This is a genomic window from Pontiella desulfatans (assembly GCF_900890425.1).
Classification (GTDB): Bacteria; Verrucomicrobiota; Kiritimatiellia; order Kiritimatiellales; family Pontiellaceae; genus Pontiella; species Pontiella desulfatans.
Map to the genome: position 1 here is coordinate 274,589 of NZ_CAAHFG010000001.1, position 26,289 is coordinate 300,877.

At 56.9% G+C, this 26,289-nt stretch carries 26 protein-coding genes; 20 read left to right on the top strand and 6 right to left on the bottom strand.

The genetic code is table 11. From position 1 onward, the window contains the following. Nucleotides 1-82 precede the first annotated feature (82 nt). The 15 genes from E9954_RS01125 (at nt 83) to E9954_RS01195 (ending at nt 18,018) form a co-directional block, all read left to right on the top strand. On the top strand, nt 83-3,358 hold the full coding sequence (locus E9954_RS01125) for a TonB-dependent receptor domain-containing protein (protein WP_136077419.1): 3,276 nt from the start codon (nt 83-85) through the stop codon (nt 3,356-3,358). A gap of 67 nt (nt 3,359-3,425) precedes the next feature. Beyond that, nucleotides 3,426-4,178: a DUF3450 family protein gene (locus E9954_RS01130; RefSeq protein WP_136077420.1), complete on the top strand. Its 753-nt coding sequence runs from the start codon at nt 3,426-3,428 to the stop codon at nt 4,176-4,178. 42 nt (nt 4,179-4,220) lie between these two features. After that, complete coding sequence (locus E9954_RS01135; protein WP_136077421.1) at nt 4,221-5,663, top strand: MotA/TolQ/ExbB proton channel family protein; 1,443 nt, start codon at nt 4,221-4,223, stop codon at nt 5,661-5,663. Nucleotides 5,664-5,748: 85 nt separating this feature from the next. Beyond that, nucleotides 5,749-6,372: a MotA/TolQ/ExbB proton channel family protein gene (locus tag E9954_RS01140; RefSeq protein ID WP_136077422.1), complete on the top strand. Its 624-nt coding sequence runs from the start codon at nt 5,749-5,751 to the stop codon at nt 6,370-6,372. A gap of 136 nt (nt 6,373-6,508) precedes the next feature. Continuing rightward, nucleotides 6,509-6,919 carry an ExbD/TolR family protein gene (locus tag E9954_RS01145; protein WP_136077423.1) on the top strand — a complete coding sequence of 137 codons (411 nt, stop codon included), beginning with the start codon at nt 6,509-6,511 and terminating at the stop codon, nt 6,917-6,919. Nucleotides 6,920-6,922: 3 nt separating this feature from the next. After that, nucleotides 6,923-7,585 carry an energy transducer TonB gene (locus tag E9954_RS01150; protein ID WP_136077424.1) on the top strand — a complete coding sequence of 221 codons (663 nt, stop codon included), beginning with the start codon at nt 6,923-6,925 and terminating at the stop codon, nt 7,583-7,585. 9 nt (nt 7,586-7,594) lie between these two features. Next, nucleotides 7,595-9,163: a tetratricopeptide repeat protein gene (locus E9954_RS01155; protein WP_136077425.1), complete on the top strand. Its 1,569-nt coding sequence runs from the start codon at nt 7,595-7,597 to the stop codon at nt 9,161-9,163. Nucleotides 9,164-9,260: 97 nt separating this feature from the next. Further along, entirely contained in the window at nt 9,261-10,976 is a 1,716-nt protein-coding gene (locus E9954_RS01160) for a hypothetical protein (RefSeq protein ID WP_136077426.1), read from the top strand. 387 nt (nt 10,977-11,363) lie between these two features. Next, on the top strand, nt 11,364-11,561 hold the full coding sequence (locus E9954_RS01165; protein ID WP_281281227.1) for a VOC family protein: 198 nt from the start codon (nt 11,364-11,366) through the stop codon (nt 11,559-11,561). A 289-nt stretch (nt 11,562-11,850) separates the two neighbouring features. Continuing rightward, nucleotides 11,851-12,129, top strand: coding sequence for a BrnT family toxin (locus E9954_RS01170; RefSeq protein ID WP_136077427.1), 279 nt, complete (start codon nt 11,851-11,853; stop codon nt 12,127-12,129). Between the two features lies 1 nt (nt 12,130). After that, the gene (locus tag E9954_RS01175; protein ID WP_136077428.1) at nt 12,131-12,406 is read left to right on the top strand and encodes a hypothetical protein; all 276 of its coding nucleotides are present in this window, start codon (nt 12,131-12,133) and stop codon (nt 12,404-12,406) included. 454 nt (nt 12,407-12,860) lie between these two features. Beyond that, a complete protein-coding gene (locus E9954_RS01180; RefSeq protein WP_136077429.1) occupies nt 12,861-14,432 on the top strand; it encodes a choice-of-anchor I family protein in 1,572 nt (523 codons plus the stop codon). Nucleotides 14,433-14,600: 168 nt separating this feature from the next. After that, nucleotides 14,601-14,804: a hypothetical protein gene (locus tag E9954_RS01185; RefSeq protein WP_136077430.1), complete on the top strand. Its 204-nt coding sequence runs from the start codon at nt 14,601-14,603 to the stop codon at nt 14,802-14,804. Between the two features lie 116 nt (nt 14,805-14,920). Further along, nucleotides 14,921-17,317, top strand: a complete 2,397-nt coding sequence (locus E9954_RS33425; RefSeq protein ID WP_136077431.1) for a glycosyltransferase — start codon at nt 14,921-14,923, stop codon at nt 17,315-17,317. Nucleotides 17,318-17,340: 23 nt separating this feature from the next. Next, nucleotides 17,341-18,018, top strand: coding sequence for a hypothetical protein (locus E9954_RS01195; RefSeq protein ID WP_136077432.1), 678 nt, complete (start codon nt 17,341-17,343; stop codon nt 18,016-18,018). Between the two features lie 8 nt (nt 18,019-18,026). Here E9954_RS01195 and E9954_RS01200 read toward each other — a convergent pair whose 3' ends face one another. Next, nucleotides 18,027-18,992 (bottom strand): hypothetical protein, encoded by a 966-nt coding sequence (locus E9954_RS01200; RefSeq protein WP_136077433.1) that lies wholly within the window; start codon nt 18,990-18,992, stop codon nt 18,027-18,029. 55 nt (nt 18,993-19,047) lie between these two features. Between E9954_RS01200 and E9954_RS01205 the strand changes: the two genes are divergently transcribed. Both E9954_RS01205 and E9954_RS01210 read left to right on the top strand, forming a co-directional pair. Then, nucleotides 19,048-19,749 (top strand): GNAT family acetyltransferase, encoded by a 702-nt coding sequence (locus E9954_RS01205; RefSeq protein WP_136077434.1) that lies wholly within the window; start codon nt 19,048-19,050, stop codon nt 19,747-19,749. 253 nt (nt 19,750-20,002) lie between these two features. After that, on the top strand, nt 20,003-20,725 hold the full coding sequence (locus E9954_RS01210) for a DUF2334 domain-containing protein (protein ID WP_136077435.1): 723 nt from the start codon (nt 20,003-20,005) through the stop codon (nt 20,723-20,725). Here the strand turns inward: E9954_RS01210 and E9954_RS01215 are convergent. Further along, nucleotides 20,711-21,733, bottom strand: coding sequence for a lysylphosphatidylglycerol synthase transmembrane domain-containing protein (locus E9954_RS01215; protein ID WP_136077436.1), 1,023 nt, complete (start codon nt 21,731-21,733; stop codon nt 20,711-20,713). The two genes, E9954_RS01210 and E9954_RS01215, sit on opposite strands and share 15 nt — an antisense overlap. Further along, nucleotides 21,730-22,947: a glycosyltransferase gene (locus E9954_RS01220; protein ID WP_136077437.1), complete on the bottom strand. Its 1,218-nt coding sequence runs from the start codon at nt 22,945-22,947 to the stop codon at nt 21,730-21,732. The genes E9954_RS01215 and E9954_RS01220 overlap by 4 nt, the downstream gene beginning before the upstream one ends. 181 nt (nt 22,948-23,128) lie before the next feature. On the opposite strand from E9954_RS01220, the gene E9954_RS01225 reads away from it, so the two are divergent. Together E9954_RS01225 and E9954_RS01230 are read left to right on the top strand one after the other, a co-directional pair. Further along, on the top strand, nt 23,129-23,320 hold the full coding sequence (locus E9954_RS01225; RefSeq protein WP_136077438.1) for a hypothetical protein: 192 nt from the start codon (nt 23,129-23,131) through the stop codon (nt 23,318-23,320). A gap of 9 nt (nt 23,321-23,329) precedes the next feature. Further along, nucleotides 23,330-23,794 (top strand): hypothetical protein, encoded by a 465-nt coding sequence (locus tag E9954_RS01230; RefSeq protein ID WP_136077439.1) that lies wholly within the window; start codon nt 23,330-23,332, stop codon nt 23,792-23,794. An 81-nt stretch (nt 23,795-23,875) separates the two neighbouring features. Here E9954_RS01230 and E9954_RS01235 read toward each other — a convergent pair whose 3' ends face one another. After that, nucleotides 23,876-24,679 (bottom strand): tRNA threonylcarbamoyladenosine dehydratase, encoded by an 804-nt coding sequence (locus tag E9954_RS01235; RefSeq protein WP_136077440.1) that lies wholly within the window; start codon nt 24,677-24,679, stop codon nt 23,876-23,878. A 206-nt stretch (nt 24,680-24,885) separates the two neighbouring features. Here E9954_RS01235 and E9954_RS32200 point away from each other — a divergent pair, with 206 nt between their 5' ends. Next, on the top strand, nt 24,886-25,053 hold the full coding sequence (locus tag E9954_RS32200; RefSeq protein ID WP_168441875.1) for a hypothetical protein: 168 nt from the start codon (nt 24,886-24,888) through the stop codon (nt 25,051-25,053). A gap of 292 nt (nt 25,054-25,345) precedes the next feature. On the opposite strand, the gene E9954_RS01240 is transcribed toward E9954_RS32200, so the two are convergent. Both E9954_RS01240 and E9954_RS01245 read right to left on the bottom strand, forming a co-directional pair. Further along, nucleotides 25,346-25,732 (bottom strand): DUF2752 domain-containing protein, encoded by a 387-nt coding sequence (locus E9954_RS01240; RefSeq protein WP_136077441.1) that lies wholly within the window; start codon nt 25,730-25,732, stop codon nt 25,346-25,348. 5 nt (nt 25,733-25,737) lie between these two features. Then, a complete protein-coding gene (locus E9954_RS01245; RefSeq protein WP_136077442.1) occupies nt 25,738-26,001 on the bottom strand; it encodes a CD225/dispanin family protein in 264 nt (87 codons plus the stop codon). Between the last annotated feature and the right edge of the window lie 288 nt (nt 26,002-26,289).

The following is a 26,289-nucleotide window of genomic DNA, read 5'->3' on the forward strand; positions in this document are numbered from 1 at the left end:
GCCGATTTTGGTGCACCGTAAAACCCATGCACCTATTTGTGTTTGAATGGGGTTTGGATTTGAATTGGTTTGGTAGGTTTTGGTGAAATATTCTTTAAAAACACTGTTGGTTGTCTGTTGTTCGTTCATTGTCGTCCAGGCGTATTCCCAGATGGGGGGTATCCGCGGCTCGGTGATGGACAAGGATTTCGAGGTGCCGTTGACCGGGGTGAAGGTTCGTATTTCGGAGACGGGACAGGAAGCCGAAACCGGGGATGCGGGGAGCTATTATCTCGAGCAGGTTCCTCCCGGCGCATACACGTTGCTCTTCAGCAAATCCGGATACACCCGGTTCACGAAACCAGAGGTTGTCGTGATGGGGGGGCAGCTGGCCGAGGTGGAGGCCGCCCTTGAGGGCGAATACGAAGAGATGGACGAGCTGGTGGTTCGCGATATCCAGCTGGGCGGCGCGTCCGAAATCGGCTTGCTTAACCTGCGTATGGAAAGCTCCGCGCTGATGGATTCCGTTGGCGCGGATCTGATCAGCCAGGCGGGCGCGAGCGATGCGGCGGGTGCGCTGAAACTGGTTTCGGGAACGACGGTTCAGGATGGCAAATATGCCGTAGTCCGCGGATTGCCCGACCGCTATGTGGTATCGTTGCTCAACGGCGTGCGTCTGCCGACGGCCGATCCGGATAAACGCGCCGTGCAGCTGGATCAATATCCATCGTCGTTGATCGAGAGTGTTCGAGTCCTGAAATCATTCACTCCGGATCAGCAGGGCGATGCTTCCGGCGGTGCCGTGGACGTGGTCTTGCGGGGCATCCCTGAAAAGCGCGTGCTCAAGTTCAGTGTCGGTACCAAATACAACGAAAATTATGGCGGAGATGAATTTCTCTCATATGACACCAGCGAGAATGATTATTGGGGGCAGCGCGAATTTGAGCCCGCCGAAGACCTCGCTGAAACAATAGATGGTGAGCAGAGAAACGATCGACCCATTGCGCAATACCCCACGACTTCGTATGGGGTTAGCCAGACCGATCAACCGGAAAACTATAGTTGGGGCATCGAGCTGGGAGACCGGTATGACCTTGACCTGTTCGGTGAGGAGGTCTCGGTCGGGGGGCTTGCCGCATTCAACTACGAGCAAAGCGCAACCTACTATGAAGGAATTTCTGATAAATACACCCTGGCTCCGGATAACACCTATACGAATACGGGAACCATTTCCAAGGAGGTGGATAGCGAACACGTTGCGTTGACGGATATGTGGGATATTAAAAAAGGCACCTATGAGATTAACTGGAGTGGTGCGGTAGGGATTGGCCTGGAGCACGAACTCCTGAAACTCAATTATCTGCATGTGTTCACCCATAATACGGAAGATACCGCCATCCAGTCCCTGGATTTCCGTGGACGTGAGACCTATAACCCCGAGTATGTTGATTTTGTCGAGCCGGAAAGCAGTTCGGATTACCTGCAAGACTTCTCGAGATACTACGCGCCATACCGGCGATCGGAATCGATCGTTTATGCAGAACGTGATACGGAGTCGGATCAGTTTGGCGGGGAGCTTACCCTTCCGGTTCCGGATTTGAACCTGGGGATCATTAAGTTCAAGCGGCCGGTATTGGACATCAAATTGTCCGATAGCTCATCCTCGTTGTGGAAGCAGAAGGAAATGCTGGACTATTTTTGGTATCCCGGAAAGGCGACAACGGAGATTGCCGAGGGGTGGGAATGGGATGCGGGGATTCCTACGGATGACATTCTTCCGGGGGCGCTGGAAAACTTTGTGTCAGGGGCCGCCTGGTTGAATCCTTTCACGAATTCCCTGGGGGAAGTGAAAGCCCCGCCTGCGGTAACTGAAAAGTGGATTACCGACTATGCGGCTTTTAAGAGCTATATCGAGCGTCATCCCGAGTTGGGTTTGGTTTTCCCGCAGTACGCCTGGTATAACGGAAACGTTAATGTGGACGGATCGAATCCGCAGGAGATAACCGGAGTTGAGTCCAACGGCACCTACGTGGCCGATTCGGGGATTCAGTTGGGCAACTATCAGGTGATTTGGCAAGAGGTGGTCGAGGATAGCGATCAGGTTGCCTTCAACTATAAGTGGGATTTTGAAAACTGGACGGCCAACAAAGGGTTCTTTAAGGCCGGCATTTTCCAGGATCGCGTCGACCGCAAATATTTCCAACAAACCCTAAGCAACATTTCGCCGGATCCCAGTGTGTCGTTCGATACCGGATTCAAGGGCACTTGGGATGAGAGTCTGGCGGATCTGTTCGCGGCCGATTCGAATACCGCCGTGTATTCTTCCTTCGCCGATATTCAATACGATGGCGAACAGGATCTTGATGCCCATTATTTCATGCTCGATTTCCCCGTATTCGATTTCCTCACCGTCCGCGGGGGGGTAAGGCACGAAGAATTTGCGCTGAAAACATTCCTGGAGCCCGACGACTATCAGTATGCGCGAACCATCAAGTCGGGGGGCGGGCTTGGGTATCTTACGTCCAATGAAACGGGGTATGTGGAGGATGCCGATTATAGCCGGGTCGATAACCTGCCCTCGATCGGTTTCGACCTGACTCCCGTCGAGCCGATTACGTTCCGGTTCAACTGGGCTCAGACGGTGGCCAAGCAGCAGTTCAAGGAGGTCGTCCCCATCATTCAGCGTGAATACGCGGGAGCGGATGCGTTTTACGGTAATCCGGATCTGGTCGCCAGCCCGGTGGATAATCTCGATTTGCGTTTGGATTACACGCCTTATCCCGGTGGATTGATCTCCGTCTCCTACTTCACCAAGGACATCACGGATCCCATTCAATATTATAAGGGATATGATGACTACGGAAATGGATATACCTTTGTTACCAACTATTCTTCGGCCTGGGTCGATGGCTATGAATTTGAAATCCGGCAGGATCTAGGCCGCTTTTTCTCTCCGATGGAAGGCATGAGTGTCGGTGCCAACTACACGTACATTACCGGAGAGGTCGATCTGGGCAATGGCGAGACCAGCGATGTCATGGAGATGCCCGAATATCTGTACAACCTCTTCTGCACCTACGGCATTGATTTCATGGACACGAAAATCGGTCTGTTCTACACGCATCAGGGCGATACGCTTAAAACGGTTAAAAACGACGAAGGGACGCCGTCTCCAGCGATCTATGCGCTCGATTACGGCGCGCTCAACTTCACGATCTCAACCAAGTTGACCGATCATTTGAAACTCAGTTTCAAAGCCAAGAACCTAACCGACCCGGATATCCAAACGGTCTATCGGGTGGATGGATTGGGGGATGCGTTGCATACGTCGTATACCAAAGGGCGCGAGTATTCGGTAGGAGTCACGGCCTCCTGGTAACAACCCGCTAACATACCCCTCATTCAGCAATAATATTTTGACAATAGAACTCTAGCCCGAGGTGAACATGAAAAAACAAATATGGATGATTTTAGCCGTCTCCGGCGCGGTGGCCTGCCTGGCGCAGGACAACGAGCTGGAGCTCACGAAGGAGACGCTTTCGAAGTGGGTCGAAACCCGCAAGCTGATCTCTCAGGAAAAGGAAAAATGGGAACTCGAGCGTGAAGTGCTCGGCGACCGCATCGACCTGGTGCGCTCCGAACGCGACACCCTGTCCAGCAAGATCCACGAGACGCAGTCGCTCATTACCGACGCCGACAAGAAACGTGAGGATTTGGTTGAGGAGAACGATGCGCTCAAGAATGCCTCGGCCACGCTCGTTAACCGAATCTTCACATTGGAGCGCAGCGTGCTGAAGTTGCTGCCCACCCTCCCGGTACCGGTGCAGGATCGGATGAAGCCGCTCAGCCAGCGCATCCCGAAAAACCAGGAGACCGAGCTCTCCCTCTCCGAGCGCTACCAGAACGTCGTCGGCATCATCAATGAGCTCAACAAGGGCGCCAACGAAATCTCGGTCGTCAGCGAAGTGCGCGAGCTTCCCGATGGCAGCACGGCCGAGGTTCAGACCCTGTACCTCGGTTTTGCCCGGGCCTTCTACTGCACCAACAAGGGCGACATTGCCGGCGTTGGCCATCCCGGAGCCGAGGGTTGGGTCTGGACGTCCAACAACGCCATCGCCCAGCAGGTGGCCGATTCGATCTCCATTTTGAAAAACGAAAAAACGGCGGAGTTTATCCCGCTGCCCGTCGGCATCGATTAATTCGTCACTCGGAAAACGCTTTAAACCCAAACAGGAAATCAGATGAACGATTCAGGATTCTACCACACACACCTGCGGAACCGCATGGAGCGGATTGTGATTTTTATTGCGTCGGTATTAGTGCTTTGCTCGCTCTACGCATTCGCTGAACCCGAGGTGAAGATGCAGGAAAAACTCGATGCCAGCCTGCAGGAGCTTTCCAATATCAGGAAGGGCATCTCGCAGGAAAAGCTTCCGATGGTCAAAGGCCTTAATGCCCTTGAGGACGAGGTGATGGATGTTCGCCTCGAACACCAGAAGGTGATGCGCCAGCTCGATAGCCGCAATCTCGACCTCAACAACCTGCGCTCCGAAATCACGATGCGCAAGGGCGAGAAAAGCTATATTTCGAACCTGCTCGGCGAATATATCCGCAACTTCGAATCCCGCCTGCACATTGCCGAACTCGACATGTACCAGGAGGTCATCAAGGCCGCCGTGCTTGCGCCCGACAACACGAACCTTTCCGACGAGGAAATCTTCGTCAAGCAGACCGAGCTGGTCGAGGCCTCGATCCTGCGCCTGCAGAATTCGGTCGGCGGATCGGCCTTTGCCGGAAATGCCGCCGGGGACGACGGCCTCGTTAAAGACGGGCAGTTCATCGTGGTTGGCCCCGTGGCAATCTTCGCCTCGGACGACGGTTCCATGGCCGGCATCGCCGAGCAGCAGCTCGGTTCGCTCGAGCCCACGGTCATGCCGTTCGCCGACCCCGCCAACGCCGCCATGGTGGCTGCCACCATCAAGAACATGGGCGGCGACTTCCCGTTCGACGCGAGCCTGGGCAATGCCCGCAAGATTGCCGAAACCAACGAGACCTTTTCGGAGCATTTGGCCAAGGGCGGCAAAGTGGGCTATGTGATCGTCGGCATGTTCGTCCTCTGCATACTGGTTTCCATTTACAAGTGGATCCAGTTGTCGCTGGTGCCTCGCGTATCCGAAAAGCGGGCCATGCCGGTGCTGAAAGCTATTCTGGTGAACGACCATGAAACCGCCGCCGCCGAAATCCGGAAACTCAAGGGGCCGACCGGTGCCATGCTGACGGCCGGCATCGAGCATATCGACGAGCCGAAGGATCTGGTGGAGGAAGTCATGTATGAAGAGCTGCTGACCACCCGCATGAGCGTCAACAGCCTCACACCGGTTCTTGCCGTGTGTGCTTCGACCGCCCCGCTGATGGGGCTGCTGGGTACGGTGACCGGCATCATCAATACCTTCAAGATGATTACGGTCTTCGGATCGGGCGATGTGAAGACGCTTTCCGGCGGTATTTCCGAGGCGCTCGTCACCACCGAAATGGGGCTGGTGGTCGCGATCAGCGCGCTGGTCTTCTACGCCTTCCTCTCCCGCAAGGCCAAGAGCATTACCGACCAGATGGAGCAGATCGGCATTCTCTTCATCAACCGTTCGACCCGTGCGGTGGAAGACGAACCTGCCGCGGCAGCATAAATGGAAATAACCACAGAGCTCACTGAGGCACAGAGATAACTCAATTTCGATAGCAACGCCTCCGTGCCTTTGTGGTGAAAATACTATGAATCTGGATTTACAAGCTTTTTGGGAACAGACCCTCGCCATCTGGACGTCGGGCGGGTGGGCCATGATTGCCCTCGCGGCCGATGCCTTTCTGATCTTCTATCTGGGCATGAGTATCTTTTCCCGCATTCGGGCCAAGGGATACCTCTATGTTTCCGAGAAGAAGATGAAGCGTTGGGTGAAGGAGCCTGCCAAGGGGCGCGGCCCGGTCGGCAAAATGATCCGTTTTGTAATGGGCGCGCGCTCCCTGGAGGAGATCGGCATTTTCTTCGATGAGTTGAACCAGACCGAGATCGCGCCGCTCAACCGCGACCTGAAGGTGATGCAGACCTGCGTGAGCATCGCGCCGCTGATGGGGCTGCTCGGAACGGTGACCGGCATGCTGGCCACGTTCGCCGCGTTGGCCGGCGGATCGGGCGGCGACAAGACCATGGGCATGGTGGCCGGCGGCATTTCCGAGGCGTTGATCACCACCGAGACCGGCCTGCTGGTCGCGCTGCCGGGGCTTATTTTCCAATACAAACTGGCGCGCGAGCATGCGCAGTACAAGGCCTTCCTCGCCCACCTGCAGACCGTCTGCTCGCAGCGCATCTACAAACAAAGCCTAAGGAAGGCGGCGTAGGGAATTAAGAATGCAGAATTATGAATTAAGAATGGTTGGCGGGGCTTCCCCGCACCCCTTTAAAGGAAAGCGTCGCAGACCAATCATTCTTCATTCTGAAATCTTAATTCTTCATTAAATATACGGAGTACATACCATGGGACGTTTTAGTAGCAGCAGCGAAGACAGCTCGGAAGTGGCAGTGGATATTTCACCGCTCATCGACTGTGTATTCATTCTTCTCATCTTCTTCATCGTCACCACCACCTTCGTGGAGGAGACCGGTGTTGAAGTGGATAAACCGCAGGCCGCGTCGTCGGTGCAGTTGGAAAAGACCAGCATCATGATTGCGGTCACCGACAAGGGGCAGATCGTGTACGGCGGAAACGATATCGGCATTGCCGGAGTCCAGCCGCTGGTCAAGCGCATGATGCAGAAGGAAGACGTGCCGGTGATCGTGCAGGCCGACCAGAACGTGGCATCCGGCCTCATGGTGCGCGTGATCGACGAAGCGAAGCTGGCCGGCGCGGTCAAGGTGAGCATCGCCACCCGCAAGAAGCAGGGATAATCCGTGAGCGACCATGCCATAGTGAAATCCTTCCAGTGGGTGCTGAAGCAGGCGATGTATGCCGGCAGCGGGGTCGTGTTCGCGTTTCTGCTGTTCCTGCTGCTGCCGATTCTCCAGGTCATCACCAGTCCGCCGGCAAAGGATCTGACCATCCGTTCGGTCGATGCCGTGGTCGAGCCGCCGCCTCCGCCGCCTCCGATGGAGGAGCAGGAGGAACCGGAACCGGAGGAGCAGCCTCCGCCGCCCCCCGCGGTCGATGCGCAGCCGCTCGACCTTTCGCAGCTCGAGCTCGCGCTTAATCCGGGCGACGGTGGATTCGGTGGCGGCGACTTCGCCATCAATCTGGCGGGCGTGACCGGCAACAGCGACGAGGTGGATGCCATCTTTTCGCTCTCCGACCTCGACCAGAAGCCGCGCGTGGTCTACCAGCCCGCGCCGATCTATCCGCCGGAGCTGGCGCGCAAGAACATGCAGGGCACCGTCTATGTTTTGTTCATTGTCGACAAGACCGGCCGTACCCGCGACCTCAAGGTTCAGAAATCAACCCACCCGGCCTTCAACAACCCCGCGCTCAAGGCCGTGAAGCAGTGGAAGTTCGAGCCGGGTAAACGCAAGGGCAAGCCCGTCCAGTTCCGGATGCGCGTGCCGATCACCTTCCAAAAATAGGTACTCAACATGATTGCAAAACAACAGAATGAATTGGCCACGAAAGGCCGCAAAGAAAACAAAGCATTCCCTTTTGCGTCCTTTGCGCTCTCTTGTGGCAAAAAAATAATATTGCCGAGCCTGCTGTTTGTGGCAGCTTCCGTTTCCGCCAACGAAATGCTTGAACTGCTCGATGGGCTTCCGGGCGCCAAGGCGTCGGTGGCGCCCGCCGTGGCCGAGGCCGTGCATGCCGAAAAGGATATGTCCGCCATCGAGAAGAAGGAAGTCTCCATCAAGAAACCGGAATCGATGCAGGATCTCTCCATCTGGGACGAGGAACTCTTCCAGAAACAGTTCCTGGCCAGCTATGGCGCGAACGCCGAAATCGAACCGCGCGTCTCCGCCGTCGAGCACGAGCAGATGCAGAAGGTCATGGATATCATGTCGGACGGCGACGATATGGAAAAAGCCATCAATCAACTCAGGAAGTATACCAAGGATTCCTCCTCCGCCATCTTCGACTTCACCATCGGCAACCTCTATTTCCAGCAGGACAACCTGGAGGAAGCCTTGGCCTGGTACGACAAGGCGATCGAAAAGTTTCCATCCTTCCGCCGCGCCTACAAGAACGCCGGACTCATCCACGTCCGCAATGGCGATTTCAAGAAGGCGCTGCCGCTGATGACCAAGGTCATTGAACTGGGCGGCCACACCTCCATCGCCTACGGGCTGCTCGGTTTCGCCTACGGCTCGATCGAAAACCACCTCTGTGCCGAGTCGGCCTATCGCCAGGCCATCCTGCTCGATCCGGAAACGATCGACTGGCAGCTCGGCCTCGCCCGCAGTTTCTTTAAGCAGCAAAAGTTCGGCGACGCCGTCAGCCTGTGCAACACGCTCATCGCGAGGAAGCCCGACAATGCCGATTTCTGGTTGCTGCAGGCCAATGCCTATCTCGGCCTTAAGCAGCCGATGAAGGCCGCCGAAAACTATGAATATGTCAACGCCATGGGCACGGCCACCGCGGCCAGCATGACCATGCTCGCCGACATCTATGTGAACGAATCCCGTTGGGACATGGCGGCCGATGCCTACCTGCGCGCCTACGAACTCGACAACGGGAACAATCCCTCCAAGCCGTTGCGCGCCGCCAAGATCCTGGCCTCCCGCGGTTCGCTCGACCAGTCCAACCGCATGCTCAACCGCGTGGCCGAAAAGAAGAGCGCGCTCGACCAGTCCGACCTCAAGGAACTCCTCAAGCTCCAGGCGCGGGTTGCCGTGGCCGCCGGCGGGGGCGAGGATGTGGTGAAGATTCTCGAGGAGGTGGTCGAGGTCGATCCGCTCGATGGCGAGGCGCTCATCCTGCTCGCCCAGCACTATGGCCGCAACGTTCCTGAAAAGGCGGTCTTCTACTACGAACGCGCCGCCAACATCGAGAGCCACGAGGCCGAGGCCAAGCTCTACCACGGACAGCTGCTCGTCGGGCAGGCCAAATATGCCGATGCCCTGCCGCTCCTGCGCCGCGCCTACGAGCTCAAACCCCGTTCCGACATCGAGGACTACGTCAAGCAAGTCGAGCGCATCGCCAAAACCCGCAGTTAGGAGTGTTGAACCACAAAGGCACGAAGGACACAAAGATATCTGAGACGCCGGAAATGCTGTAGCTTAGTGTCCTTTGTGTCTTTGTGGTTAAATCCACATGGACTTGTTTTTGATAGACGGTATTGCGCCGTTTTTCCGGGGCTACGACCAGGAGGTCGTCAACTGGTCGAAGGCCCCGTTTTCGCATATCGAGTCCGGCGACCATCTCGACTTCGACCGGTGCCGGCAGATCCGCGCCGACTTCAAGACCTTCTGCCGCAAGGCCGCCGGGGCGGGCTATAACGCCATCACGCTCGACGACCTCGCCCACCTGTGCATCTTCGGTTTCTACGATGCCGCGTTGGTCAACAAGATTGCCGACTACCGCTGCTTCTTCGGCGAGTTGTTCAAGGATGCCGTGGCCGCTGGGTTGACGCCCTACATCACCACCGACCTGCTCTTTTTCAACGAAGCCATCGACCGGCACATCGCTTCCAACGACGATGCCCTGCGCACCTTTGCCGCCGATGCCTGCCGCCAGTTGTTTGAGAAATATCCGATGGTCGGCGGCATCATTGTCCGCATCGGCGAGGCCGACGGGCTGGACGTGGAGGGCGACTTCCATAGCCGCCTGGTGATTCGCCGCCCGCAGCAGGCGCGCAAAATGATCCAGGCCTTGCTGCCGGTCTTCGAGGAGTTCGATCGCCAACTGGTTTTCCGCACCTGGAGTGTCGGCGTGGGCCGGGTGGGGGACATCATCTGGAACCCCGACACCTTCGATGCCGTCTTTGCCGGATTGGAAAACGACCACCTCATCATTTCCATGAAATACGGCCAGTCCGACTTTTTCCGCTACCTCCCACTCAATCGCCTTTTCTTTCGCGGCGGCCACCGCAAGCTGGTCGAGTTCCAGGCGCGGCGCGAATACGAAGGCTTCGGCGAATATCCCTCCTTCATCGGCTACGACTACGAAAAAGTACGCAACAAGCTCGTCGGCCAGCACAACGTGGTCGGCATGTCCGTCTGGTGCCAGACCGGCGGATGGAGCGGCTTCCGGCGCCTGACGTTTCTCGACGACAACGCCGTCTGGAACGAGATCAACACGTTTGTCACCGTCCGCCTTTTTCGCGATGGCATCACCGCCGACCAGGCCATCCAGCACTATTACCGGGAGCACTATCCCGATCCGCACTGGCGCCCGCTGCAGGAGTTGCTACGCCTCTCCGATGAAGTCATCAAGGAGCTGCTCTATATCGAGGACTTTGCCTCGCGCAAAATATATTTCCGGCGGTTGCGCGTTCCGCCGCTGGTCACCGTCTACTGGCGCCACATTGTGGCCAACCATTTCATGCGCAAATTCATGCGGTGCTATGTCGGCGACGGCCAGCGCACCGTGAAGCAGGGTTTCCGGGCGCTGCAGAAAATCAAGCGCATGCAGGAACTTGCCGGGCCGCTCGGGTTGCCCGTCGAAGACCTCAAGTTCCAATACGACACCTTCAAGATCATCGCCACCGTCCGCGAATACTATTTCCTCGATTTCACCGATGAGCTCGAAGCGCGGCTAACGCGGATGAAGGAAGAGTATGAAGCGAAGTACGACGAGCCGCGCTACACCCTCATGCTCGACTTTTCACGCGTCAAGCTCCGCCGCGCCCACCTGCACCTCATGCTGAAAATGATGTTCCGCGGCGAACATGGCTACCGCCTGTTCGACCGAATCGTCACCCTCAACCTGCTTTCGGTGCTTTATCCAATGCTCAAGCGCTTCGGCAAAAACGCCGTCCCCGAATTCGCCTCCGAATCCGCCATGGGCTTCGACTCCATCTTTAAATGAGGAAAAGCTTTCCGGTGAACGGTGCGGACGGTTTTGCCACAGGACAATTGAACGACAAGACTATTTCGGTGCGGGTGGATTTTTTAAACCGCTGCGTCCGCACCGGAAAGTGTCCTGTTGTTAATCGTCTTGTGAAAAAAACGGGTTGGAGGGCGAGGTTCCATCCGAGCCGCCGCACGGTACTTTCATGGAGGGGCGGACGCTGTCCGCCCAGGCGCACGGCGTGCGCCCCTCCATCAAGGCATCGCAGGTGTTGGGATGGCCACGAAGAGGCGCATAATTCACAAGACAGGATAATGGAATGACAGGATCATTTGCTTAACCGCGAATGAACACGAATGAACACGAATTCCCCCTGCGTCCGCACCGGAAATTGTCCTGTCGCTAATCTATAACTTTTCAGTAGATGATGTGGATGCAGAATATCAACGTCTTACAGAGGCAGGATTAACACCCGTCATGCCACTTGAAGACCATCCTTGGGGTGATCGTGGGTTCTCAGTTGTCGATCCCAATGGAGTCTCTCTTTACATTTTTTCTGAAAGAGATCCATCTGAAGAATTCAAACAATACTACAAAAACTAGCCGAACCAGCTTGACCCTACCGTGAAAACGCCCTTTGAGTCAGGCAATGAACAAGGCACGGCAGGTCAGCTTTAACGTTCATATGGCTGAAGTTTGGTCAACAGGGTGAAAAAAAAGAATTAGACCCACCTTTTTCGCGCGTTGAAAAAGGGCCTTGACAACCGAACCCGAGGGGCGAAAAGAGCGCTCACAGGGTGGGCGGTTTTTTCCGCATGCAGGGTATGCTCATATCCGTGTACTTTGCCACAGAAGAGTTGACGTGTACGCACAATAGATGTACACGTATTTCATGAAATTTGAGTGGAACCCAGAGAAAAACGAAAAACTAAAGAAGGAGCGAAATGTATCCTTTGAACATATCATTTTCCATCTATCGGAAGGTGATTTATGGAAAACAGCAGATCATCCCAACCAGGAAGATTATCCAGGTCAAAAGATCTATTTCGTAATCGTTGATGAATATATCTATCTGGTTCCACATGTAATTGATGATGAATACATATTCTTAAAAACCATCATCCCAAGCAGAAAAGCCACAAAACAATACAAACAGGAAAGTGGTGATTAAAATGAAATTGGATAAAGAAGAAAAAGACATTTTGGAAGCGCTCGAAAGAGATGAGATTAATACCCTTACTCCGTCGAAGAAAGAGATCGCTGAAATCAAAGCGATGGCAGAAAATACACTCCGTAAAGACAGACGAGTAACCATTCGTCTTTATGATCATGATTTAAAAGGCATTCAGAAAAAAGCCATCGAAAAAGGTATGCCCTATCAAACTCTCATATCTTCAATGATTCATCAGTATGTTGAGGGGGATCTGATTGAAAGAAAAATCGGCTAACCAGCCATCTGAGGTTCTCCGTCAACCCAAAAAATGATTTTCCAAGGGGCCGTTCAACCTAATGGAATCAGGGTGTTCGGCTATTGTTTTCCATAATTTTGATCCTCGTTTTTTCAAGATGCTCAAATAGTGCATTTCGTCATACGGCACCTGTTCTTTCCAGCAGCGATATAGCTAAGGGGTCCTTTGATCTTTGTGTTTGATGAGCAAAGGAGTCACCCAAGAGGCCATTTTCCGGCGGGAATGGCTTGTGCGGGAGCGGGGACATTCCTGTCCCCGGCGGGGGCAGGAAAGCCCCCGCTCCGTTGGAACCGCCCCTTGACCCCGCCCCTTCTGTTAACACAACATGAATGGCTTGCTCATTTCGGTTAAACCGGTGGTTGCTTCACTTTCCCCGATGTAAGTCGGCGAGGCTTCGACGGTCGAGGTCGCCGGAAACTGAATGGGAGAAATCATGAAAAAACGCACTACCTTTATTGTCGCCGCAGCGATGACTGCCGTCACCTTGGCGAATGCCGCACCGTCATCCATTTCCCTCTCACCGCTCTCAACCTATGCCTCGGGTATCTTCGATGAAGGGGCCGCCGAGATTGTGGCCCACGATGCCGCGTCGCAGCGCCTGTTTGTTACCAATGCCGATGAAAACACGCTGGACGTACTCGATATTTCCGAACCGGCCAATCCGTCGCTCCTCACCAAGATCGATCTTGCACCGTATGGCGACGGCGTTAACTCGGTGGCGGTGCACGATGGCGTGGTTGCCGTCGCCTGCGAGGCGGATCCCAAGCAGGATCCCGGGACGGTTGCTTTTCTCGATATCGATGGAACCTTCGTTTCTTCGGTCGTCGTGGGAGCCCTGCCGGATATGCTGACGTTTACGCCCGACGGTACAAAGGTGTTGGTGGCCAACGAAGGCGAGCCGGACGACGACTATGTGGTCGATCCCGAAGGTTCCGTGAGCATTATTGATCTTTCGGGCGGAGTGGAACTGTTGACGCAAGCTAACGTGAAAACCGTGTCGTTCACCCCGTTCAATTCCCTTGAAAATCGCCTGAAGCGCGGTCAAGTCCGCATCTTTGGGCCCAACGCGACGGTGGCGCAGGATCTGGAGCCGGAATACATCGCCCTCAGCGAGGATGGTAAGACCGCGTTTGTTACGCTGCAGGAAAACAATGCGATTGCCATGGTCGATGTCGAGCGAGCCCAAGTGAAGCGGATCAAGAGCCTCGGTTATAAATGGCATGCGCTTCCGGGAAACGGGTTGGATGCCTCCGACAAAGATGATGCGATAAATATCGAAAATTGGCCCGTGGCGGGCATGTTCCAGCCCGATGCCATCGCATCCTACAATGTGCGCGGTCGCAACTATTATATTACGGCCAATGAAGGCGATGCCCGCGACTACGACGGCTTCTCCGAGGAGAGCGACATCGGGAGTCTCCAGCTTTCGGGGTGGCTCACCAACCGCTTCCCGACCATCCAGGCCAATGAACACCTTGGGCGCCTCGGCACCACCACCGAACCGCCGTTCGGCAAATGCGGCGAGGTGAGCCATGTGCTCTTCAGCTATGGCGCGCGGTCGTTCTCGATCCTGGATGATCGCGGCAGCAGGGTGTTCGACTCCGGCGACGATTTCGAGCGCATCACCGCCGAAGCCCTTCCGGAATTCTTCAATGCCAGCAACGACAACTCCAAATTCGACAACCGTTCCGATAACAAGGGGCCGGAGCCGGAGGGTGTTGTGGTCGGCAAGGTTGAGGGGCGCCACTATGCATTCATTGGTTTGGAGCGCATCGGCGGCATCATGGTCTACGACGTGACCAACCCGCGCCGCCCGGAGTTCATCGAGTATTACAACAACCGCGACTTCACGCAGGATGTCGAAACGGCGGGAGCCGGCGACCTCGGGCCCGAAGGCCTCGCCTTCATTTCGGCGAATGACAGCCCGAACGGCACGCCGTTGCTGGTGGTGGCCAACGAAGTCAGCGGCACCACGACCATCTACGAAATTCTTTCATCCAAATAGCTGCACACGCGGTAGCAACACCCTGGAAGCCCGGCATGGAATCCCCTCCCATGCCGGGCTTCCTTTTGGGGGCATACAAATAACGTATTCCTAATACGCTTTATATTATCTGCCAACGGAACAAAGGCTATATGAGCCCCTTGAGCAAACAACCCACAGGAGTTCATCATGTCGAAAAAAAGATACTATTTGGAAAATGCACCCCAAGCCTGGAGCGGGATTCGCCAACTACACTCGGCCGATTGCGCACTGCTGCCGGAAAAGGCCGAAGTCAAGTTGGTCGGTACGTTCAGCAGGGCCGTCACGGCCATGAGCATGGCCCGCAAGATTCACCGCAAAGCCGTAGGCTGCTATTCCTGCTGCCGGGCTTAGGCATTGGCAAATTGCACAACTTGTGGTGGGGCTACTCATGGCTTCACCACAAGCAACGCATGGAATTCTAACGATCCGCCAATCTGTCCGTAACGGGGCGGGGTGAAGTTACGCGCATGAAAACGACAGATGCTGTATCGAAGGCCGACCTGCACGTTCACAGTAAATTCTCCAACCGCCCCTCCGAGTGGTTCCTGCGCCGCATCGGTGCGCCGGAAAGTTTCATGGAGCCGTTGGAGGTCTACAACGCCTGCCGGGCCGCGGGCATGGACTATGTGACCCTCTCCGACCACAACTGCATTTGCGGCGCCAAGTCGATTGCGCATTTGCCGGGCACCTTCATCTCCTCGGAACTGACGACCTATTTCCCGGAAAACGGCTGCAAGATCCACTGCCTGGTGTCGGGGATTACGGAAAAGCAGTTCCACGAAATGGATAAGCTGCGCGAAAACATCTACGACCTGCAGCACTACATGAACGACAACCGGGTGATCCACACCATCGCCCACCCGCTGTTCAGCATCAACGACAAGCTGACGATCGACCTCTTCGAAAAGCTGATCGTCATGTTCAACCGCTTCGAGGGCATCAACGGGTCGCGCGTTCCACGCGCCTGCGAAATCGGCAACGCCATCTTCAGCAGCCTGACGCCGGAAATGATTGTCGACATGGCCAGCCGCCACAACCTCAACCCGGTCGGTCTCGAGCCGTGGAACAAGACCTTGACCGGAGGATCGGACGATCACGGCGGGCTCTACATCGCCAGCGCCTACACGGTCACGCCCAAGGCGGCCAGCGTGATCGATTTCCTGGAATACATCCGCGAGGGGCAGCACGAACCCGGCGGCGCGGGCGGAACCAGCGTGCGGCTGGCCAACAGCCTTTACCGCATTGCCTACTGCTACTACAAGGATCGCTTCCTCGCCGACGGCACCCCCGACCGCTCCGTGATCGGTGCCGTGCTGAAAAACCTGGCGGTTCAGCCGGAAGAGCGCGAGCCGGCGCCGGTCGGCTTCCGCGCCAACGTCCGCGCCGCCTTCCGCCGGAAGGTCAAGAAGGCCTATGTCAAAAAACAGATGAGCGAGATCGAGCAGATGATCGTGGAGGAATTCTCCCGCGTGCTCGAAGATACGAACCACGACCTGTCGCTCGAGGAAGCGGACATGGCCAACTTCAAGTCGGCCTGCCGCCTGAGCCAGGAGCTCAGCTTTGTCTTCATGAAAAAGGCGGCCAAAAAAATCCAGAAGGGCGAGCTGATCGGCTCCCTGCAGGCGGTTTCGTCGCTCGGGCCCGTGGCGTTGGGCATTGCGCCCTACCTGACGGCCTTCTCCACCCAGCACAAGGACGAGGCTTTGCTGAAAGCGGTTGCGGCGCATTTCCCGGCTGCGGGCACGTTCCGCCACAAGACGGGCAGGAAGGCGTGGGTCACCGACACCTTCACCGACGTCAACGGCGTCACCAAGACCATCCGCACCTTGGCGGGTATGGCCAAGGATGCCGAAAAGGACATTACGGTCGTCACTAGCCTGGATGAAGAGCCGAGCGGGGACTTCCCGATCAAGAATTTCAAGCCGGTCGGTTCGTTCCATTTGCCGGAATACGAATCGATTGTCGTCAGCTACCCGCCGTTCATGGAAATGCTGGCCTGGTTCGAACAGGAGCAGTTCGACGAAATCATCATCTCCACGCCGGGTACGCTCGGCATCTGCGCCTTGGGCGCGGCCAAGCTGCTGGGGCTCGAAACCAAGGGAATCTACCACACCGACTTCCCGCGCTTTTTCGCCGACATCACCGAGGACGAAAAATTGGGCGAGGTGGCCTGGCGCTTCATGCGCTGGTTCTACGACAAGGTCGACCAGATCCTTGTGCCCACCAAGCAGTACAAGCGGTTGCTGATGGATGGCGGGTTCGCCGAAGAAAAGATCGATGTGATGCCGCGGGGCATCAACCGCGAAAAGTTCAATCCCGGCTTCCGCGACCGCGAAATGTGGACCACCTACAACCGCAACGGCAGCTTTAAGTTTATCTATGCCGGCCGCGTGTCGAAGGAAAAGAACATCGAGGTCATGCTCAAGGCCTTCACCCTGCTGATTGGAACCGGGTGCGATGCCGACCTGGTCGTCGTGGGCGACGGCCCCCTGCGCGATGAGCTGCAGTTGAAATACAACGATCCGCAGATCGTTTTCACCGGCTACCTCTACGGCGAAGAGCTGGCCAAGGCCTACGCCAGCGCCGACCTCTTCGTCTTCCCGAGCCTGACCGACACCTTCGGCAACGTGGTGCTCGAGGCGCACGCCTCCGGACTGCCGGCGATCGTTTCGAACGAAGGCGGGCCGCAGGAGATCGTCGAGTCCCACGGCTCCGGACTGGTTGTCAACGCCCGCACACCGGAAGAGCTGTTTCAGGCCATGAAGCGCGTGGTGGACGATGTGGCGCTTTACGAACTCCTGAAAGCAAACGCAGGATTGAAGGCGCAGGAGAGCCGCTGGGAACACGCTTTGGAGAAGCTGTAGAAGTAACCAACGAGGAACCTCGAATGTCGAAAATGAAGCTTTGCGCCCTTTGCGTTCTTTTGTGGCAGTTCGTTGTTCCTGCGCTGGCACTCGATACGTTGGCCTTGCTGGGGACAGGGCCATCCAAAACGCTGTTGCAGGACAAGAAGCCGATCGTTGCCGAAGCCAAGGGTTCCGTGCCGGTCAATTTCGATGCGGCACTGCACGTGCTCCGGCACCCGGATTTCATAACCCATGTCCAGGACGCCTACTGCGAACTGATCGACGAGGACGGCACGCCGGAATTCACCATCCAGAAAACCTCCACCAACACCTATTTTTACGTGAACCGCAAGGATGAGCGAACCGACATCACGGAGGTGGTGCGCCGGGAAACAGTGGAAGGTTGCTTCGACATCATCCTCTATTCCGCCGGCAAACGGTTCTTCGGGGCCTACCAGGCCTTGATCCATATCCAGGTGCTGAAGGAGGGCGAAAACAACTCAACCTATGTGGCGTCCGTCTACGCCTATCCCGAAAACGCCTTCAATCGTTTTTTCGCGCGCCACCTCGGTGTGGTGGAACGCTACTTCAAAAAGAAGACCGGCCACATGTCCGAGATCGTCACCACCATCACCAGCAGTTTGTGCGAAGAGGAAGTGCAGCCTGCGCTACGCGCCGGCTTTCAGCAAGGACTGCCCGCCGGGGAAGCCGGCTCGTAGCGCAGGCTTTACTTTGCCGCCACCTTTTTCGGCGTTCCGAACGAACGGCCTTCGATGCTTTCGAGATGGCAGCGGATATAGCCAACCGGGCGTTTGTAGTTCATCCGCAGGGGAATCATCGACCAGTCGGGCGACTGGTTGGCGAGCTCGACCAGGTTTGAATCCCCGGAGGTTTCCGCCAGCTCGGAAAAGGGAACACCCCACAGGGTCATGTCGCCGGCCTTGCCTTCGGCCTCCGGTGCCAGGCTGACATCGACGCGCAACGATTCCAGTTTCTTGTTGATCGGCTTCACCTTGAACGTTTCCCTCGAGCTTGCGGCGGCAAAGGGCTTCACCTCGCCGGCCACGTTGAAATAGACGCGGAAGTCGGACGCGTGCGTCAGTTTTTCCTCCTTGCCGAGGTAGACGTTCGACATGCGCCGCAACGTGGCAGCCACGGCATTGCTTTGCTCCAGCAGCTCGTCGGCGTTTTCCAACTCCGTCTTGCGTTCGCCGGTGTGGTGGTCGAGCTTGAAATAATCGATGCCGCCATCTTTCACCGCATAGTAGTCGCGGTAGTATTCATGCTTGGGATCCTTGAAGAAGGGATTCAGGTATTCGTCGGCATCCTTGTAGTAAATCATGGTCTGGAGGCCGGGGTCCGACATGACGGCAACCATCTTGTTATGGATCGAAATGCGGCCGCGCTTGCCGGACGCCGGATCGTCGCGTGTGTCGAAGCGGACTTCGGAATAGTAGGCCGGAACCACTTCGCCCTCATCGTTCAGCCATTCGCCTTGCACCGAGTAGGAACGCGCCTCGCCGATGCGCAGCAGCTTGAGGCCTAACACATGGTAGGAGATTTGGTAGGTGAGCTCCACACCTGCTTTGGTGGCTGTGAAACGTTCCGGGATGGCAAGGTTGGGTGCCTTGGCAACGGCCGAACTGCAAACCACTAATACGGCCCAAACAATACGCTCACATCGTCTTCGCATAATGACCCCCATAAAAATAAACGGCGCATTTATATGCGACCGGTGTTAGGAGAAAATGAGCGATAATGATCTCAATCTACCCACGGCGCCCGGCGTGGAAAAACGCAGGGGATGCAAGGCGCGTCAATACAAGCCCTCCGACCGCGAGGCCATCCGGCGCATCTGCTGCGAAACGGGCTTCATGGGCAAGCCGGTCGATCCGCTTTATTCCGACCGCAATGCCTTCGCCGACTTTTTTACCGGCTACTATACCGACTTTGAGCCCGAGTACTGCATCGTGGCCGAGAGCGACGAAGGGGAGGTGGTTGGCTACCTCATCACGGCGACCGATTTCAAACGCTATCCCCGCCGCCAGGCCTGGGTGGTGCTGCGCAACATTCCCTCCGTCATTTGGAAAATGGTCGCCGGGCGGTATGGCAAGAGCGATTTCACCTTCCTGGGCTGGCTGTTGCGCAAGGCCGGCAAGGAGACGCCCGATGCGCCGAAGAATGCCGCGCATTTCCACGTGAATATCCTGCCCGGGTGGCGGGGCGAGGCCGGGCGGCCTATGCTCATCCTGTTCCTGCGCTCCATCCCCAAGTGGGGCATCGGGCTGATGTATGGCCAGATGCAGGTCTATGGATCGCGCCGCGCGGAAAAACTGTTCGCCCGCTTCGGCTTCCACATCTACGACAAACGCACCGTCACCAAGTTCGAGCGCTTCGGCGTCACCGGCGTCGAAGTCGCCACTCTCGTGCGCGACTTTTCGACCGACTAACTATGCAACCACGAAATACACTCAATACACGAAAGTGGTGCCGCAATTCTGGTTTTCGTGTGTTTAGTGTATTTCGTGGTTCAATATTGCTCCGGCGATTAAACATTGTGAATTCTCAGCAGGGAAGGTTTGGCCACGAAAGAGCGCATAGAACTCAGAACCATATGGAGAATTCCTTGTTATCCTTGCGTTCTCTTGTGGCAAATAAATCCCGATATTTAGCCGCCGTATCTATAAGAAAGTGGTTCAGGTAATGAAACCAAAGTTGGTGGTGAGTTTCCACGATCTCCATCCGGGGTCGATGGCCTGTTGCGACCGGTTCCTGAATCGGCTCGCGGCACTCGGTGTGCCGGAGGCCTCCTTGCTCGTGGTGCCGAACTGGTACGGCGAAGCCCCGTTGAGCGAACACCCGGATTTCTGCGAATGGCTGCGCGGGCTCCCGCACGACATCAGCCTGCATGGCTGCACCCATGTGGCCGGGCACCGCCCCGAAAAGCCGCTCGAATGGTTGATGGCCAACAAATATACCGCCGGGGAAGGGGAGTTCTATAAACTCTCCCTGCCCGAGGCCGACCACCTGATGTTCCAGGGGCTGGAAATCTTCCGGGAGGTGGGCATCGAGGCCAACGGGTTCATTGCACCGGCGTGGCTGATCCAGGACGACCATATCCCGTTGGTTGGCAAGCTTGGTCTCGACTATTGCGTGACCTTCAAAAAAATCTACGACATGAACCGGCTCGACATCCTGCGCGCCCCGGTGCTCTGCACCACATCGCGCACCGGGTTGCGCCGCGCCCTCACCCGGCAGGTCGTTTCCATGCTGGCCAGCAAACATGCGCACGAAGACATCCTCCGCATCGCCGTCCATCCCATCGACTTCCGGTTCCCGGAAATCGAAAACTTCATCCATGGCCTCATCGCCCGCACCCTCGAAACCCGCGAACCCACCACCTACGCCAAACTAGTCGCGCATTAGCTTCCTGAACGTGGCCGCGAAGACGGCGCCGCCGAAGAGAAGGTAGAAGTGGTACGTAAAGATGCGCCACAGCAGGATGGCGACGCCGACGAGGTGCGTCGGCATCAGCTGGGGCAGGGCCAGGGCGGCGAGCAGCTCGACGCTGCCGCCTCCGCCGGGTGCGACGACCAGCATCGATATCATAAAGAGCGTACCCTGCATCATGATCAGCGGCAGGGGATTGACGGGGATGCCAAGCAGCCAGATGGCGAACGGCAGGATGCTGTAGCGGGCGGTAAACTGCAGGGCACTGAGCATAAAGTTGATCAGCAGCACCCCTCGGTGGTTTCTGAAAATGAGGGCGGTCGCGGTTTTGCCCTGCCGGAAACCATGCAGTGCTTTCTGGCGGGCAAGGCGGATGCGCCCGGCCACGCGGTGCTTCTGCATCTGTTCGTTCTTCTTCACCGACTGGAACATCCGTTTGCGCAGGGCATAAACGGCAATAGGAATCAGCAAGAGGAGCAACCACAGTGGGTTCCAGGTCCTGGCAAGCGAGGTTTTGTCGAAGGAGAGGTATTGGAGCAGGGCATAAAGTGCAAACGGAGTGATGCTGACAAAGAACAGGAGATCGAGGAAGACGTCGGCGGCAAGCAGTGATCCGCCATGTACAAACGAGATGCCCGACCTTTTCAGGAAGCCCAGTCGTACGGCTGTACCGCCGACTCCCCCGGGCGAAGCCATCACGCCAAATTCGGACGACACGGCGATCGACCAGGCGCGGCGCAGGCTCAACGGGTTTCCGATGCAGCGGCACATGAGCCAGAAGCGCAGGCCGTTACACGTCCATGAAACCAACACGGGCAGGGCAAGCAATGGAACGAGCATCCAGTTGACCTGATTCTTGAGCTCGCCGACCGTCTCCGCATCGAGGGTGAAGAGCAGGACCAGGCTGGAAACCACCACCGTGATGACCAGGCCCTGGATCGCGATGATGGTAAACTTGCGGAGGTTGAGCTCGGCCTGTTTCATCGACCAGTCGGTTCCAATGCTTGGAAGGTTTCTATGGGCTCGTTGGATGCCCCATGGTGTTCAGCCAATACAACCTCGTAGAGATCGACCAGCAAGCCGCAGGTGGTATCGCGGCCATAGTAGCGGATGACGCGCTCGCGCCGGGCATGGCGGTCTTCGAAATCCTCTTTGCGTTTGAGTTGCTCATCCACTGCGTTTTTCAGGGCGCGGGGCGTGGCTTCGGCGGCGAATACGGCATCGGGGTCATATTGCAGGGTGGAGTCGACCCCACCTCCTTTTACGGCAACCACCGGTGCGCCGCAGGCCTGCGCTTCGAGCGAAACCAATCCGTATGTCTCGTTGGTGCCGGGATGCACGAACACATCCGCCGCGGAATAAAAGACGGACAGCAGCTCCGGGCTGTTGCAGTAGGGATGCCAGATGATGTTGCGGTTTTCCCAGGCGGCCAGGCGGACGAGGTCGCCCTGTTCGCCGTCGCCGACCATCAGCAGGACGACGTTGTCCTGTTCCGCGAACAGTTTCATCATTTCGGTAAGCGGAACAACATTTTTCTCGCGCGCCATGCGCCCAACATAAAGGAGGAGCTTGGTGTCTTCACCTACACCGAGGTCGTTGAGTACTCCCGACCGCTGTTCAACGGGGTGGAAGCGCTCAATGTCGGTGCCCAGCGGTACTTGGATCACCCGCTTGATCCCGAGCTTGATCAGGAGTTTGCGTCCTTTGCGGGTGGCCTCGATCGTGGCGGCCATGTGGTTGTAGAGCCGCAAGAGGTAGGAATTGATCACCTGGATGGAAACCAGGCCGATGTATTTACCGAAGTATTTGGTGATGGTGCGACCGGCGGCGCGGGGATAGTCGCTGTGGTAATAGGCCACCACCGGGATGTTCAGCCGTTTGGCAATGCTTTGCACGATCCACGCGGTCTGGCAGGGGTCGCCCACTTCGATGATGTTGGGTTGCTCGGCTTTGATGATCTTTTTGATGCGCAAGGGGGAAAGGAGGAGACGGTAGCTTTTAGACCCAATGACGGGGAGCGATTTGACTTCGTGGATACGCGTGCAACCCTCCGTCCTGACCGCATTGCGGTGGGAGGGAACAATCAGAACATGCTCGATGTCGGGCTGGGTGGCGTAGTAGCGCGCCTTGTCGTCGATGTAGCGCTTCACCCCGCCGCTCAATGCACTGTAGAATTGGACGATGTCGCAGACTTTCATAATCTGCGCTCAGGATGGGCTACCCGCGTTAGGGGATCGCAAGCGCAGGATTATGCTTATGTGAGCGGCTGGTGGTTTCGCCAGGCCTGATCCGGCGGCGGTACCATCCGCCCGCTTGCAGGGGGTGTTGTTTATACGCATTAGCTTGGAGTTGCGGGGGCGGGGATGCTAAAGAGAACGGATGAAACTTCAACAGAACCAGCTTTATAAACAGGGCGAGGATTATATTCGCATTGTCGAGCTTGCCCGCTTGGCCGTCAGCTACAAGACCATGAAAGATCCGGTCGATGGCGAAGGAACCACCCATCTCGTCACGAAAAAGGAGTTCTGCCGCCTGATCAAAGGCGCCGAGCTACTCGACTACGAGCCCTGATTCCGTCCCATGAAACAAGCGATTGTAGATGCGGTGATTGCGGCGTTGGAGCAGGAGCTGGCCTTGCGGTTGAACGCCAATGTCCAATCGAACGCGGGGGCGGCGTTCAGTGCGGCCGGTGCGGAAAAGCAGCGCGACACGACCGGATACGAAGCGGCCCACCTTGCCCGGGGCCATGCCATGCACGCGATACATCTCCGGCACCGGATCGATGAGCTCAAGGCCATGGAGGTCGAGGACTTCACGGGACAGGAGATTGATCTGGGTGCCATCGCCGAAGTGGAGATGGATGGTGCGGTCGATGGCTACATGCTGCTCAACTGCGGCGGCGGCACGGAGGTGGAAGTGGATGGGAAAACCATCACGGTCATCACGCCCGAATCGCCGCTGGGTTCGCGTTTGATGGGCAACATCGAAGCGGGCTTCATCGAGCTCCCCTCCGGCCTCGAAGGCATCATCCTCGATGTGTACTAAATAGCCACGAAGAGGCACAAAAGGCACGAAGACCCATGCTTCTGGAAGTCTTGTGATTCTTGCGCCTCTTCGTGGCTATACTTATTCCGGAAATGTGGTGAGGTCGTTGACGATGCGGGCGGCCATGGCGAAGCCGAAGCTGCCGGTTACGAAAGAGGCCGCGCCGAACCCGAACTGGCAGTCGAGCTGCTTGGGGCCTGCGCCCGCCGCGGGCTTCTCGAAGCAGACGCCGCCGTCGGGATGGGGATAGCGGATGGTTTCGGCGGAAAAGACGCAGGGGATGCCGAACTTCTTTTTATGGTGCAGGTGCATGCCGGGTATGTTTTTGCGCAGCTGCTTGCGGCAGGCGGCGAGCAGGGGGTCGTTATAGGAATCCCGCAGGTCGGTGGTCTGCACCTTGGACGGATCCACCCGGCCGCCGGCGCCGCCGGAGACGATCACCGGAATCCCCATGGTTTTGCATTGCGTAATCAGATGGATCTTGGCGTTTTTCTTGTCGATCGCATCAACGACATACGAAAGGCCGGGGGTGATCAGCTCGTCGGCGTTCTTGTCGGAATAAAATTCGCGGATCGGGGTGATGTTGCAACCGGGATTGATGAGCCCGATGCGCTCGGCGAGGATGTCGACCTTGGCGCGCCCGGCGGTGCCGGTCATGGCGTGGATCTGCCGGTTGGTGTTGGAAAAGCAGATGTCGTCCCAATCGACCAGCGTGAGGTTTCCAATGCCGCTGCGCGCCAGCGATTCGGCCACCCACGAGCCCACGCCGCCAATGCCGACAATCAGCACGTGCGCTTTTTGCAACGCCTCCATGGCCTCTTTTCCGTAGAGCCGGAAAAGCCCGCCGAAGCGATGTTCATATCCACCTGTTTCAATTTCGCTCATAAAAGTATGTAGTTCCGCCTTCAGGCCGTTCCTCTCGCATGGCCGCCTGAAGGCGGAACTACGTACCTTATCCACCGGCAAAACAACGAGCTAAATTTTGCTCTAATGCGGCGACGTGCCTCGGAATCCCGCACACCACTGCCTTCGCTCAGATCGTGATAGGAAAATAGTCGCGTTCCCAATCGGTCTGGTTGTATGTTGCGGCCATGGAAAAAGAATGGGAAGTCCATGAAGATGTTGAACGGTACGGGGTTGATATTTCGTTGCTCCGTGCCAACCTGCGTCTTTCACCGGTCGAGCGTCTCCGTCGCCATGACCGCGCACTGACAACGATGCAAAAGCTCCGCGTCGCCATGGAGAAAAAACGTGGCTGATCTAACGGACATCATCGAGCGGCTCATTGATGGCGACCCAGGATATTGATATCTGCTGTGACTTTTCGGAGGAAAATCTTCTCCGCCTCCAATCGGCGCTGGACGGACGCTCTTGCAGCATACTCCGGCTCGATGCGCTCATTAGATCCAAGCAGGCGATGGGCCGTCCAAAGGATTTGGAAACCATAAAACAGCTTGAGGCGATTCAGCGGGAGAGGTTGTAGCGCCGGAACCCCGGGCGCTGTGCGACGATCCTTATATCCACCAGCAAAACGACGAGCCAAATGTTGCTCTAATGCGGTGCAAGGCAGGCGAAGGCGGGGAGGTTGCGCAGGATGCCGAAGAGGATGAAGACGGCCGCCAGCAGCCAGAGCCAAACCGGGGGGATGCGCGTGGCGATGTCGTGGCGGCGGAAGAGGAGTTCCGCGATGCCGAGGAAGACCAGGCCCGGAAGGAGCAGGATGGTGAGCGGATTCATGGCCCACGCGGCCGCAAGGTTGCCTTGCAGCAGGAAATGGATGGAGCGGAGGGAGCCGCAACCGGGACAATGGAGACCCGTGGTCTGCAGCAACAGGCATTGGGGGATGGCCTTGTTTTCCGCCGGATGGATCCACCACAATAAAAAAGCCGCCGCCCCGATCAGGGCGACGACCAACAGGTTTTTCAGGCCTGGCCGCATGCGGGCTAGAATTGGGCGGCCTGGGTGGCGCCAATTGCGGTTACAATGCCCTGGATGACGCCGGCGGCAATGCCGAGGCCTAGGCTGATCCAGCACCACATCTTGGCTTTGGCCGAGGCCGCCTGGGCTTCCTCGATTTGGCCGGCGGCGACCAGTCCGTTGACCTTGGCCGCGAAGATGATGGCCGGGATGCCAAATGGAAGACAGCAGAGAACGGTTACAACGATCGACTGCCATAGATAGTTCGGGATGTTTGCCTGTTCGCTCATATCAAGTTCCTTATGTTGGTTTTAAAACAGATCAACACTTTATGGACTGCCGCGATAAAAGGCAAACAACGGTTGCGGTTTTCCTGTGCCGCACTTCCGTGAACAACCAGGCGTGGTCTTCACGCAGGCAACGAGCACGCTCCCGGTTTACAGTCCCCGCCGGGCCATGCTGATGTCGGGCATATACCCGAGCCGCAACGGGATGGAAGACGTCAACCGGGGTGGGGGAAATATCCAGTTAAAATTCGGCAGGAATCGGAGGGGAGGTTCGTTCCTTGGGTAAACATG